The following is a 13632-nucleotide window of genomic DNA, read 5'->3' on the forward strand; positions in this document are numbered from 1 at the left end:
TTTGAAACACATGAGGTTTATTGTGGATAGCGCCGTAGCTCAACATCGTAAACACCTCGGTCTTCGAGCAACAACCCTTCACTTCTAAACTACTCTATTTCCGATTAAGTCTATTAAATCTTGCGGCTGTTATCCAGATCCTATAGCAGCAATTTTCAGATGCATAAATGAGACGCTTTGGCACACACTATTGCTGTGTTCCGGATAAGCTTTATATTGCACCATCAGCTAGCTGCATTAATTCAGATGAATTAATAAAGTAGCTTTGCTTGATGGAACAGTTGAGTTTGCGTACCCAAGACTTCGTAGAGGTCAACTGCTTGCTGCTTACCGCGAGGGATCACCCGGTCAATCAACCGACACTTGAATAACTCCGGTTGTCTCATCTGGGCAATAACGGCATCACTGGCAAGGATGTGACAGCCGTAAAGCTTTGTCAATTCTTCTAGACGGGCGGCAGTATTCACGACATCGCCGATTACAGTAGAGTCCATGCGCCGGTCTGAACCCACTGTCCCAATCATGGCAACGCCTGTATGAATGCCGATACCAATGTTCACCGGCTGCTCCAGGTTGTATTGTTGGCGATCGCGATTAAACCGATTTAAGCTGTCTACCATCGCCACCGCCGCACTTAAGGCATCCTGTCCGTGGTTTCCCGTGCGGTCAAACACCGCCATCAGCGCATCTCCCAGGAATTTATCAATAAATCCATAATTGATGGCGATCTCTTGATTCATCTGGGTAAAGAAAGCGTTCAGCCACTCAAAGGTGTCGCTGGCTGTTTGAGTTTCAGCGATCGCGGTAAATTCCCGAATATCGCAAAACAAAATCGTCAATTCTTCTTCCCTGGCATTCCCCAGTTGAATTGACTCTACTCCTTGGGGTGCAATTCGCCTCAAGAATTGATCCGGCACAAATAGCCGAAACTTCTCTGAGAGATATTCATTGATTTGCCATGCCGCTGATAGTTGACGCTTCGTTTTTTCTTTAATTTTTGCCTGCATTTGTTGACCGGAATGCTGCGATCGCATCTCGATCAAACGCAGAGTATTTGCAATCTTTTTCAAAAGGAGAGTAGTTTTAATCGGCTTGGTGAAGTAGTCATCACCTAATATTTCCAACCCCCGAAGCTTGGATTCTTCATCATCCAAAGCCGTCAAAAAAATCACCGGCACCGTTTGTAGCTTTGCATCCTCCCGCAACCGGCGACAAACTTCAAAGCCTCCCAGATCCGGCATCATCACATCCAGTAAAATCAAATCTGGCTGAAAATCTTTGACAACTTCCAGTGCTTGAACGCCTGATGAAGCTATTAGAGTTTCATATCCTTGTGAATACAACAACTCTTCTAGCAGCAATAAATTATTGGGTTCATCATCAACTAACAGAATGCGCGGCAAGGGCTTTGTCATGGAACTGACAATATAAGTGCAAGTGGCGCTGTTATGGAAAACTACTTCTGTTAGCCACCATTACACTCGCGCCTATGATTTTCCTTCAGTGTAACTACTTAAAACAGTTGTTCGCTGAACCAGTAATTCTAACTAGATGCCCCTGACGATTCCTAACCTTGACAAGTTTTCTTTCAGTACAGGTAGGTAGATAGATGGAAATCTAACTCCTCCGAGGTCGCCGGTAACTGAGAGAACTTTAACATTATTGAAACACAGGACTTCGGTAAAGACAATTAACCATCTGGTAGATCGAAAAACAAACCGATCAAGAGATGATCTTTCTCCCAAAGATAGATAGCCCTTTGGTGGTAACAATTCTCGATTGGATGCAGTAAGGGTGAATCCCACCCCGTAAACCTAGAGGGTTGCCACACCTCTCAATTTGCAGATTCAAATAAGGTATAGGGTATAGGGACAGGATATCCTTGCCCCTCATGGATTCTTTGGGGTTCTAATCCTGCATAAAAGAGCGGACGGTAGTCGTGAGGAGATCGATATCTATTGGCTTACTGATGTAACCATTTGCCCCAGCAGCCAAACAGCGATCGCGATCGCCCGCCATTGCCATTGCCGTTACTGCAATTACTGGCACCGACTTCCACAAGCGATTGGCTTTGAGCTGACGGATAATTTCAAACCCATCCACCCCCGGTAGTTGGATATCCATGACAATCAAGTGCGGCAGCGATTTAGGCGTCACAAAGGGAGATTGCAACGCTTCCATCATCGTGCGACCGTTATAAATTAACTCAACTGCATACCCTTCTAACTCAAGTACATCAGAAATCAATGCCTGATTGAAAGCTTGATCTTCCACCACCAAAACTCGCTTGGCATTCCCAGAAGATACACCACCTTTGAGCAATGATGACTGCTGTTGGCTTGGCACTGGGTTCGCTGCCTCTGTCAAGGTCTGACTCATTTCCGTTACCGGCAACCAGACGCGAAACGTACTCCCCTGATTTTCCACCGATTCCAGAGAGACGGTGCCGCCGTGGAGTTCCGCCAGTCGCTTCGTCAGCGCCAAACCTAACCCAGTTCCTTCATGTTGCCGCGTTAAGGAAGCATCCACCTGCTGGAAAGGGCGAAACAGCAAATGCCACTTATCTCTAGAAATCCCGATACCTGAGTCTTTGACTTCAAGACACAAGAAAGGCGTGCTAGGATTCACCGGGCTGCGATCCGGTCGAAATTCCCCGATCAACTGGGTGCCATAAGCTAGTCGTCCACTCAATTTAATTTGCCCGCGATCTGGGGTAAACTTGACAGCGTTGGAGAGCAAATTAATTAATATCTGGCGGACACGGCGTTCATCTAAAGATGCCTGCCCCAGCCGATAGTCTATTTCTAGGGTTAAGGCAAGTCGCTTTTTATCCGCACGGGGTTGAATCATTTGCAAACACTGCCTGCAAAGATCCAGGATGGAAACTGGCTGGAGTTCGAGTTCTGCCTTTCCGGCTTCTATTTTGGAGAGATCCAGAATGTCATTAATCAACTGCAACAGGTGTTGACCGCTTTCTTCCATCACCCGCACGTATTTAATCTGGCGTTCGTTCAAGGAACCGGCAATTTGCCGCAGCAACAAGTCCGAAAACCCTAAAATGCTGTTGAGGGGTGTCCGCAGTTCGTGGGACATGGCAGCCAGAAACTCAGACTTCATTTGGGAAGCCCGTTCTAAATTCTGATTAATTTCGCGCAGGTGTTCTTGCGCCTGGGCCCTTTCAATGGCAACGCCCAGCGTGCGACAAGCGACCAGGAGTATATCCTGTTGGGGAGCGTCCTGAAGTCTCTGATGAGTGCGAGATTCCAGCGTCAAGACGCCAATAATCTTGCCATTGGCGGCGGGAATGGGAAAAATGCCCAGTTGACCAATTGCCGGATGGCGAAATGCCGACACTGCCTGGGAATGTTTAGAATAATCGTCAACAAATACTGGCTTGCCAGTTTCTACGACTTGCCACAATAACCCTTGACCATAGGGAATCCCTCGATCGAGAAAGGCTTGCATCTCGGCAACGGCAGCTTCGCCGTGAGTCGCGATGAATCGACCAGAAATTTGATTGGTGAGAATATCGGCATAGGCATCAATGCCTTGACCCGTAATTACCTTGACATCGCCGAACGCTGCACCCATTGTCTCCACCAGATAGGAAAGTGCAAATTTTCCGATTGTCTGCAAGTCGCTGGCAGGCTGCAACCGTTCCATCAAACCTACTAAAAAGGTCAGCCGCCTCACCTCAGCGTTTAAAGTTACCTGGTAGTCTTGATACCTAGTGACATCGCGGAAGGTAAACAGGCGTCCCCCATCACTCGTCAGTGTGGTATCTATCTCTAGGCAGATACCGTTAGATTGCTGTATGGGAAAGGAAATGTATTCTGTTTCGGTTTCGCTAAGGGCTGAAGCGATTTGTTCGCTCTGCTGCTGCGACCAATAGCCCTGCGCCACCACTTCAGCCAAGACTTCGCTACAATGCGGCTGTAGACCCAGCCATTCGGGGGGAAGTCCCCAAAGAAGACTGAATTTTCGATTAAACAAGACTAAGTGATGGGAGCGGTTAAACAAAGCGATCGCATGGTCTACTGGATTCAAAATGAGTTCTTGTTCCTCCTTTGACTGTTGCCCAGCAGCGATTGTCTGCTCTGGTTGCATAGTTTTTTGAGAAGTTGAGGGTGAAGAAGTCGGGAATCAGTCTAGCACCGTCTGAATCTTGTTAATGTGGCTTTCATCGTCAAAAGTAAACCTTTCTTAATCATTCTTTACTTAACAAAATCTAACATTATCGCTCATGAGTTGACCAACTAAATGTTGTGATTCAACGCACAAGGCAATAAGATCAAAATCTCACTCCATAGATGTTAGGAGTCAAACTATCCAGGGTGGTGCGATCACTTCTATCTCAAGGTAGACATGATGAAATAGAGGTCAGTTGCTCCTTAAATGGGTGAGGTGAGAGATGAGGTTTGTAGAGCAAACTTTAAATCAGGAAAATGAGTTTGAAGTCAGTCTTCCTCTGTCTGAATTTCCGGCTTCAAAACTGAAAACTCAAACAATGCTAAATACTCAAAACTCCATGTCACTGGCCCAAGAACTGGCACAGAATTGGCGAGAGCAGATTGTAACCGACTATCCCGACTCTAGCGCAGCAATGCAAGAAAGTATTACGCGCTGGCTGATCGGAGAAGATTTAGAACGATTTGAAGCCCTGAACCCAAGCCAGATGACAATTGCTCGGCAAGCAATGGAATATCGTTACCGAATTTTACGGCAGCGCTATTTAGGCGTGGGGCCAGAGCGTGCCTATCGGAATCTTACGACTCGCTTGGGCAGCTTAGTGCTGCTTCGCAATAAAATCCGTACTTGGGTGGCGCTTTCGCGCGATCGCCAGCGGGCAGTGGTCGATGTATTGCAAGAAGTAATTCAGGAACTATTACACAGCGATCGCTACATTCAACAGCAAATTGCTTGGATTGCCCAATGTACTCCTAGTGATACTCGCCTCCGCAATTCCCTACTGATGACCAGTATCGAAGAGTATTGCCTCAGACCGATTCGCAACCAACCGCTGTTAGTGTATCGGTTTGTGAATTATCTGCGGCGTTCCCAGAGAGGCGGCATGACTCACGTACCCGATGGCGAACTGGTACGGCTGGTTTCCGAAGAAGTGACGCCCGATGAAACAGACAGCCCGGTGAGTTTGCTAGACGCTCAAGCAGTCACTCAGTACCAAGAAAATCAAGTTTGGGAAGAACAACAAGCGTTACGTACCACTGTCAAGCAGGAATTTAAAGACTATCTAGCCGAAAATGTGAGTCAATCTGCTGCTGATTGGCTGACACTGTATCTGCAAGGCAAGTCCCAAGAAGCGATTGCTAGCGCCTTAAACCTACAGATCAAAGAAGTCTATCGACTGCGCGAAAAAGTCAGCTACCATGCCATTCGCGTCTTTGCCGTTAAAAGCCAGCCAGAATTAGTTGCCAGTTGGCTAGAAGCGTCATTGCAAGAACACAACCTGGGGTTGACCCTAATCGAGTGGGAGCAATTCTACGCCACTCTCCCCTCCGTGCAGCGGCAGTTGATTGACGGTTTGAAAGCAGGCAAAACCCTAGACGCGATCGCTGCTGAGTTGAACCTGAAAAATCACCAGGTCATGGGCGAATGGAGCAAACTTTATCTAGCCGCTCAAGCCTTGCGGAGCGATTCTTAACCTAGTTTTCAACAACTAGCAATATTTTCTTCCCTGAGGGGTACCATAACTATAACTATATGGATAAAACTGATTTATTCAGAACAATCTGCTAGATAATAGCCGAAACTCGATCTCAGGGGCATCTAGGATATTCACAACTCAAGTTCTGTAACTCGCCATGACCGCACTCGGAGTCACCAAGCTGCGGCTGGTAATTACTACTGGTGCTGATACCCTCTCCACTCTTTTCCTGGGTGGCTCTGATAGATGCAAATCAAATGTTTAGATTGATTGACAAGCTCCTGCCCTTTGAAGCCTGTCTGTACTATCAAATTTTGCCCATCACCTTAGAAGGCACCTGCCTGAAACTGGGCATGGTAAATCCAACAGACACAGTCTCGTTGGATTATGTCCGTCGTATCCTAACTTATCAAAACTACTCGTTAGAAACCCAGCCGATAGCCGCTGACGCTCTCCAGGCAATCCTCAGCGCGTACTTGAAACACAATACGGGCATCGGGAAACAACAAGCCCATACCGAACCGCCCACGCCGGCAACTGGACACTTAGACACGCAGCCAGATCGAGAAAGCCCAAGCAAAAATTCCGATCCGATAGAACGGCAAACCCTCCCAACTCTGATTGTCGATAGTCCGGAAGAACTGGTTGAAGTGGAGGCAGATCGCCCCAACACTCAAGTGCCGCAACCATCTCCAGAAACACCTTTGAGAAAATCGCAGCAGGTGAAGCGCAACGCCACAGTTTCACCGGCTGGCAATCCCTCCCTCCAATGGCAAGAGCGATCGCAGCATCACTTATCTGGTTTCACTGCTAATCTGGCAGCCCTACCGCCCCAGCAGATGTTAAAAGAATTGTTAAAGCGGGTGCTGAATGGAACCATCGATCGGCTGGATTGCGAACGACAGCTTTATGAAGGAAACATTCTCTGTAGTCGAAACAATGTCTTGCAGTTTGCGATCCCAGGATTGGCGCTACCCATACTTCAAGGAGTCATCGACGAGCTAAAGCGAATCGGAAATCTGCAATTAATGCCAGTCGAACAAACCAAAATGGTGGAGATTGAGCGATGCTATCAGCACAATCATCTGTTACTGCGCTTGCAAATCATCCCTGGTGAGTACGGAGATGAGGCAGTTATGCAAGTGTTTCGCGGAGAAGCTTTGAGAGCTTATCAGCAGCAGCAACTAGAAAATCTCTGGGGGGAAGCTTTAAATCTTGCCCAGAAGCTCCAGCGCAAGATGAATCAGATATGTCATGCCAGCGCCTCAGACTCAGTTCTCCGTACTTCATCCCATCCCGCCTCAAACCCAGCTCAGATAGAAGCCCTGCCAGCCGTGCATCACTTGCTTACGAGCATCGAGCAACAACTGGAAGGACTCAAACGAATGCCCAGCGATCGCGCGAACCTTGATCCCAAGTCAAAGGACAATATGGCTCATCTGTGATGTAATGAAGAGCGTAGGAGTAACCAGCTTCTTGCCTGAAAGCTGAAGAAAAAAGCATGAATGCTCCAAGCAAGAGGCAGATCGCGATCGCTGAAGTGATAGATGAATTCAAGGCTGTAAGGTGCTACCGATTGCCTTAGCCTGCACGAACGAATTCGCACCCGTTGCAGTAGGGTAGGATAAATCATAAAGGATGAATCGACGAATATCCCAACTTAGATAATCCTATTTTCCAAGCTTGCTCGTTCAAACTTTAAACTTGATAATTCATACTTTATAGTTCACACTTCCTTTCATGCAGACCAAAGCTTTTTCTGAGCTGTTTCCCCTCTTTAACACTGCCGCTCCAGAGACATTAGAATGGCTTTTGTCTGTTGCAGTCGAACACGAGTACCCATCAGACAGAGCGGTTTTGATGGAAGACGCTTGGGGCAACGCAGTTTATTTTGTCGTGTCGGGTTGGGTGAAAGTCCGACGGCTCTCTGGGGAGAATGTCGTTACCCTAGCAATCTTGGGCAAAGGTGATTTTTTTGGGGAAATGGCAATTCTTGATGAATCTCCCCGCTCAACCGATGTGATTGCCCTCTCGCCCGTAGAATTGCTCAGCGTCTCTGCCCAACGCTTCATTCAAACCCTCTTCAAAGATCCGCAGTTGCACCACCGGATGTTGCAACTGATGGTGAAGCGTCTGCGCCAAACGAACCTCCGCTTTCAAATGCGTCATCAACCTCCAGCCGTAAAATTAGCGAACACGCTGATTGCTTTGGGAGAAAACTATGGTGAAGCCACTGAAAAAGGAATGGAAATCTATAATATTCCCTCTAAAGATTTGGCTAACGTTACAGATATTGGTGTTGAAGACACTAGCAAAATTATCGAGAAACTGGAAAGTAAAGGTTGGATTAAAATCGATCCGGCGCAGGAGACGCTCCATCTTCTCAACATCAAGCAGCTAACACATCTAGCCGGACGAGTTTAGTTGTGAGATTCCAGATGTTCAGATCCCTGGCTTCTCTCGCGAAGTTGAGGATCTCCCCTGCGCGAATCATTTAGGACTTATGTCGTTAATCCTTGTCTCTACTAATTGAAAACCGAATTTCTGACTACCGGCTAACCACTGACCAAAAATTGCTAGTTAAATTAGTGGATATCTACGATTGATAAAAGCTAAAAATGACAGAAGCAACAGTTGTTCGCCGCGATCGCTTATCCAATACCGCACCAAAAATTCATTACCAGGTGGCGATACGGGAGCCGGAATCGCATCTTTTTGACGTAACTTTTACCGTACAAAACTGGCAGGCACCGATTCTCGATTTAAAATTGCCCGTTTGGACTCCTGGTTCCTACTTGGTGCGCGAGTATTCTAAACATTTGCAAGACTTTTCGGCTGATTCCAGCGAACAACCTTTAGCGTGGCGCAAGCTTAGCAAAAATCACTGGCAAATAGAGACAAACGGTGTGTCGGAAGTAACGGTGCGTTACCGAATGTTTGCCAATGAACTAACGGTGCGAACCAATCATTTGGACGCGACTCACGGTTATTTTAACAGCGCTGCTCTGTTATTTTATATACCCGAATTTGAAAAACAACCCATTCTAGTGACGATTGTGCCGCCCAAACCCGAATGGCGCGTTACGACTCCATTACCCGCGGCGGAGGGGCAAGCGAACACCTTCCAAGCGCCCGATTTTGACACGCTGGTGGATAGTCCTTTTGAGATTGGTTGCCACCAGTTGTATCATTTTGAAGTTTTGGGAAAAGCTCATGAGTTAGCCATCTGGGGACAGGGGAACGCCGAACCAGAGCGGATTATTGAGGACACGCAGAAAATTATTGGGGTGGAATCCCAGATATTTGGAGGTTTACCTTATGACCGATATGTGTTTCTGTTGCATTTAGCTTCCACGGGTGCTGGAGGTTTGGAACACAAGAATGCTTGCACGTTGAATTACAATCGCTTTGGTTTCCGCGATCGCGAGAAGTACAATCGCTTTATGCAGCTGGTCGCCCACGAGTTCTTTCACCTGTGGAATGTGAAGCGCATCCGTCCTAAAGGATTGGAAGTGTTTGATTATACTGGGGAAAACTATACGCCTTCTCTGTGGTTTAGTGAGGGGACGACCAGTTATTACGACTTAGCGATTCCGTTCCGAGCGGGAATCTATGATGGAAAGTCTTTCTTGAAGGAGTTAGGCAAGGAAATTTCGCGGTTACAAACGACACCAGGGCGGCTGGTACAACCTGCGAGTGAATCGAGTTTTGATGCCTGGATTAAGCTGTATCGACCAGATGCCAATAGTGGAAATTCTCAGATTTCCTACTATCTAAAAGGGGCAATGGTATCATTTTTGCTGGATTTATTGATTCGAGGGCGTCATGGTAATCAGCGATCGCTCGATGATGTGATGCGGCAAATGTGGCAGCAGTTTGGACAGCCGGAAACGGGCTTTACTCCAGAACAATTGCAGCAAGTCATAGAATCGGTGGCTGAAACGGATTTGAGCGACTTCTTTAAGCGCTACGTTGATGGAACCGAGGAGTTGCCCTTTGACGAGTACCTGAAACCCTTTGGCTTGCGGTTGGTGGTTGAGGAAGAGGAACCTGTTCCTTTTCTGGGTGTGACGGCGAAGACAGAGAATGGGCGCGAGGCGATCAAATTTGTCCAAGTGGGTTCTCCAGCTCAGTTAGCAGGGATTGATGCGGGAGATGAATTGCTAGCAATTGACGGCTTCCGAGTGACGGCACTTTCTTTGAGCGATCGCTTGAAAGACTACCAACCGGGGAATACGATTCAGGTGACGGTTTTCCATCAAGATGAACTCCGGATGCCACTCGTGACTTTAGCAGATCCACGCCCAAGTGCTTACAAAATTGTGCCAGTGGAGTCTCCTGACGACGCCCAAAAACACAATTTTGCCAAGTGGTTGGGATCGGGATTCTAATGGGCGAACCGACAAAGTCGGCGCTTCGCGATCGCATTTTCACATTCAGTTATCGTGAGAATGCGATCGCTTTTTCTTCTCCTAGAGGGCGATTTTTTCAGTCGGATTTGACGGGTTAGAAGATGATTTCTCGATTCGCACATCCAGAGTTTTTCCACCATTCACATGGTTGTTCCAATCTCAATTTGATGTTTGCGATCGATCGCACGTCTCAACCCAAGTAGCTGAAAACATTACGCAAATTTATGAAAGCATACCTACGCGCCAAAGTGAGTAAGGGCTGCGCGGAACGCGATGAACCAAACCGCGAGGGTGGCGAACAGGTAGAGGTAGAATCGAAGCATAACGAGATTGAATGTACAGGGGACGGCGCTATGCAATGCGCGAAACCCAACGAAGATCCACGCAGCGGTTACGTACACTATATCGACTTGTTTTGTGACGAAAAGGTAGAGTACGAGCGCATAGAAAAGTACCGGAATCTCAAACAGATTTTTTAGGTTATCTGATGGATTGGATACGTTTCGCGGCCAGATTTGCACGGGTGCGCTAGATGCAACAAGGTCTTGCGGACGGATCTTCTGGCTTTTGATAAAACCGATCCGACGAATGTAAATATACACCCAGACTAGGAGTGTCAGAAACAGTGTTGCAAAAAAGGGACTAAAGATTGCCTCTTGTGTCATCTCTACCTCTTAAACTTGTTCATTATGCCGATGATTGAGCGATAGGCTGCGCCATACACGATGGACAAGGCTTGAAGAAACGTAGAGTAACGAAAATCCTATCAAAGGGTGTAGTATCTCTAGGTGCAAAGAACTTTTGAGATGAATGGTGAGAAACTGTAGTCCCAGCAGCACGGGTAGACTCGCAGTGAGGCGTTGTATTTGAGGTGGAAATGGGGTGAAGAATGACCATCCTAGTAATAGTAACGACAGTCCACCATACCCTCGGACTAACCAAACGTGAATATTCCACCATGCAGGACTAATAAAGTAGGCGATTCCGACTGTTAATAATTGAGTAATCAAGCATAGGTTAAAGACGACTGAAGTTGCATAAAAGCCGACCTGCATCGCTCTTCTATCCGCGCGATCAATTTCTGGATTGATAGTCATATCAGGGGATTATTGAGATTAAAGCTAATATAGGCTGAGCGCCTTAATGCTTCTAGACCTCGATCGGGTACACTTTAGACCCCTTCACGTATGACAAGTTCCTTAGAGTCTCTGTTGTCAGCGATTCGCCAAACCCATAGCAAATCCGACCTGCGATCGCAAATTGCGCCAAAAATTGGTGAATATTTTGCAGCGAAACGATGGGCAATTTTTTTCTTTGACCAACTGCCCTTAAGCGATCGCAATTTTCAGAAAATCCTGAAAATTGCACTCTCAATCGAGCATAATCCTGTGGCGCGTTATTTAGCGGAGCGCTATGCTCCGGTTCACGAAGCATTAGTGACAACCCCCAAGACTTGGAAATTAATCTGTCCTCGTCCAGATCACTGGCATGTGATGGCGGGACCTATCATCAATCAGGGTCAAATCGTGGGCGTAGTCGGCTGCACGCGTGAAAAGATAATGCCTGCCTTTGATAGCGAAAATCTAGTCGATTTAGGTGCTATCTGCCTGCACTTATCGAGTTGGGTTGCAACAGTGGATTCACAAAGCCTTTTTGCAGGAAAGTCACAGCACCAACCGTTTAATAGCGGTTTCCTTCAGAACGGTAAAGCCGAACGTTTAACACCTCGTGAGTTACAAATTGCAGAATTGGTGGCGTTGGGGCAAACCAACGCAGAAATTGGCAATCAACTTTGGATTACTGAAAATTCCGTGAAGCAAGCTTTAAAGCGAATGTTCCGTAAGCTTGAGGTTTCATCCCGTGCAGAGATGGTTGCACAGCTTTCAAATACAAGGCTTCATTCATCCAGGGCAAACTCAGATTTATTTAACTCGGTGCTGAATTCCCACTCATCACCTTTCGGTTGTGTTTTCACTAAAGATTAAGTGGTTCGACAGTTTCGATCAGCGGCTGCTAAAGGCTGTGTGACTTAACAAACAGCTGTTATAGCAAGCGAAGCAAGGGTTAGGAAATAATAGAAAGGAGTGAACAGGAGAAAAAAATGCCCGCTCCCTACAGTTACGACGTGAGAATAAAAGTAATAGGGGCAATAGATGGAGGGATGGGAAAAACCCAAGCTAGTAAAATCTTCAACATTAGTCGAAATACAATAAACTTATGGCTTAACAAAAGAGAAGAAACGGGAGATTATAGAGCCAAGAAGGGATATCAACAAGGGTATGGGGCGAAAATCACTGATTTAGTGAAGTTTAGAGAGTTTGTCCAAAAACATGGTAGTCAAACTCAACAAGAGATGGCCCAAGCCTGGACGGAAGAAATCAGCGAGCGAACAATTAGAAAAGGCTTGAAAAAGATTGGTTTTACCCGAAAAAAACTTACGGATATCGAGAAAGAGATGAAGAGAAAAGAACAGAATTTATCTTAAAAATCGACCAAAAAAAATTAAAAGAGCGAGTTTATGTAGATGAATCAGGCATAGATAATAGAGAAGATTATGGTTATGGCTGGAATGAAAAAGGACAAAGGTTCCACGACTTAAAATCTGGGAAAAGAAGCCTAAGAGTGAGTATGAAAAGTGGCTTATGCCAAGGGAAACTGATAGCGCCCCTAACCTGGGAAGGCTCTTGTAACCGTGCCGTGTTTGAGCAATGGTTATCTGACAAACTCGTACCTGAGTTAAAAGCAGGGCAAATGGTGATTTTAGATAATGCCAGCTTTCATAAATCCGAAAAAATTAGAAAAATCATCGAATCGGTTGGCTGTGAACTCGAATATTTACCCCCTTACTCTCCCGACTTAAATGATATTGAGCATTACTGGTTTCCGATTAAAAATCGAGTCAGAAAATCGCTTGGGACTATCGAAGATTTTCGCGAACGAGTAGATACAGCCGTTCGCCTAAGGTCCTAATCTATGCTTCGACTGCTATAACACTGAGTTTGAGGTACGCAGTGTCAACTCCCAAGAATTGTCTCATAAACGGTTGGATACTGTTGGCGAACCCTGTAGCGGAGTCATAAATCGCTATGCTGAAACCAGCATCTTAAGGTGATCAGGAGCAATCTGCTATGTCTCTCAAACCACAGCCGATTCAACCCATCCCAAAAGAAACCGTTCGCATCGCTTTAGCAGCTTTTCCAAAAGGCAACCCATATCTGATGTTGCGTGATGAACTGGGTACAGTGTTTGGTGATGACGATTTTGCTGGTCTGTTTCCCGATGAGGGTCAACCCGCACTGCCGCCGTGGCGGCTTGCTCTGGTTACACTGATGCAGTTTCGGGAAAATCTTTCAGATCGCCAAGCCGCAGAAGCGGTGCGCTCACGTATTGATTGGAAATATTTGTTGGGGCTGGAGCTGAGCGATCCAGGTTTTGACTTCAGTAAACTTAATCGGAAATAAGAGGTTGTAGAGAAAAGTGGGATGTTTCTATTCCTTTCACCCTAAGTGTCACCAGCTAGCGATAGCTGAGACGGAAGTTGTGCAATCCACAAGC

10 protein-coding genes and 1 pseudogene are annotated in these 13632 nt (G+C 46.5%); 7 read left to right on the forward strand and 4 right to left on the reverse strand.

Annotation, left to right across the window (positions count from 1 at the left end; all coding sequences use genetic code 11):
* Window positions 1-251: 251 nt before the first annotated feature.
* Both H6F50_RS13115 and H6F50_RS13120 read right to left on the reverse strand, forming a co-directional pair.
* A complete protein-coding gene (locus H6F50_RS13115; protein WP_190429037.1) occupies window positions 252-1415 on the reverse strand; it encodes a response regulator in 1164 nt (387 codons plus the stop codon).
* Between the two features lie 493 nt (window positions 1416-1908).
* Window positions 1909-4107 carry an ATP-binding protein gene (locus tag H6F50_RS13120; protein ID WP_190415136.1) on the reverse strand — a complete coding sequence of 733 codons (2199 nt, stop codon included), beginning with the start codon at window positions 4105-4107 and terminating at the stop codon, window positions 1909-1911.
* A gap of 421 nt (window positions 4108-4528) precedes the next feature.
* Between H6F50_RS13120 and H6F50_RS13125 the strand changes: the two genes are divergently transcribed.
* The 4 genes from H6F50_RS13125 to H6F50_RS13140 all read left to right on the forward strand — a co-directional run bounded on the left by H6F50_RS13125 (window position 4529) and on the right by H6F50_RS13140 (window position 10056).
* Complete coding sequence (locus H6F50_RS13125) at window positions 4529-5662, forward strand: HetZ-related protein 2 (protein ID WP_190429044.1); 1134 nt, start codon at window positions 4529-4531, stop codon at window positions 5660-5662.
* A gap of 260 nt (window positions 5663-5922) precedes the next feature.
* Window positions 5923-7110 carry a hypothetical protein gene (locus H6F50_RS13130; protein WP_190429038.1) on the forward strand — a complete coding sequence of 396 codons (1188 nt, stop codon included), beginning with the start codon at window positions 5923-5925 and terminating at the stop codon, window positions 7108-7110.
* Between the two features lie 295 nt (window positions 7111-7405).
* Window positions 7406-8089: a Crp/Fnr family transcriptional regulator gene (locus H6F50_RS13135; protein ID WP_190429039.1), complete on the forward strand. Its 684-nt coding sequence runs from the start codon at window positions 7406-7408 to the stop codon at window positions 8087-8089.
* 194 nt (window positions 8090-8283) lie between these two features.
* Entirely contained in the window at window positions 8284-10056 is a 1773-nt protein-coding gene (locus tag H6F50_RS13140) for a M61 family metallopeptidase (RefSeq protein ID WP_190429040.1), read from the forward strand.
* A gap of 257 nt (window positions 10057-10313) precedes the next feature.
* Here the strand turns inward: H6F50_RS13140 and H6F50_RS13145 are convergent, their stop codons facing one another.
* A complete protein-coding gene (locus tag H6F50_RS13145; RefSeq protein WP_190429041.1) occupies window positions 10314-10742 on the reverse strand; it encodes an MAPEG family protein in 429 nt (142 codons plus the stop codon).
* A gap of 9 nt (window positions 10743-10751) precedes the next feature.
* Complete coding sequence (locus tag H6F50_RS13150; protein WP_190429042.1) at window positions 10752-11174, reverse strand: DUF6220 domain-containing protein; 423 nt, start codon at window positions 11172-11174, stop codon at window positions 10752-10754.
* Between the two features lie 90 nt (window positions 11175-11264).
* Between H6F50_RS13150 and H6F50_RS13155 the strand changes: the two genes are divergently transcribed.
* From H6F50_RS13155 to H6F50_RS13165, 3 genes and pseudogenes are all read left to right on the forward strand, one after another.
* Window positions 11265-12062, forward strand: a complete 798-nt coding sequence (locus H6F50_RS13155; RefSeq protein WP_190429043.1) for a LuxR C-terminal-related transcriptional regulator — start codon at window positions 11265-11267, stop codon at window positions 12060-12062.
* Window positions 12063-12178: 116 nt separating this feature from the next.
* A protein-coding gene (locus H6F50_RS13160) for an IS630 family transposase (protein ID WP_242029012.1) occupies window positions 12179-13047 on the forward strand; the annotation gives its coding sequence in 2 pieces (ribosomal slippage) (window positions 12179-12494 and window positions 12494-13047; 870 coding nt in all).
* Window positions 13048-13205: 158 nt separating this feature from the next.
* Window positions 13206-13526: pseudogene (locus tag H6F50_RS13165) on the forward strand (transposase); the annotation flags it as partial.
* Window positions 13527-13632 lie beyond the last annotated feature (106 nt).

The sequence above is a fragment of the Coleofasciculus sp. FACHB-712 genome (assembly GCF_014695635.1).
Taxonomy (GTDB): domain Bacteria; phylum Cyanobacteriota; class Cyanobacteriia; order Cyanobacteriales; family FACHB-T130; genus FACHB-T130.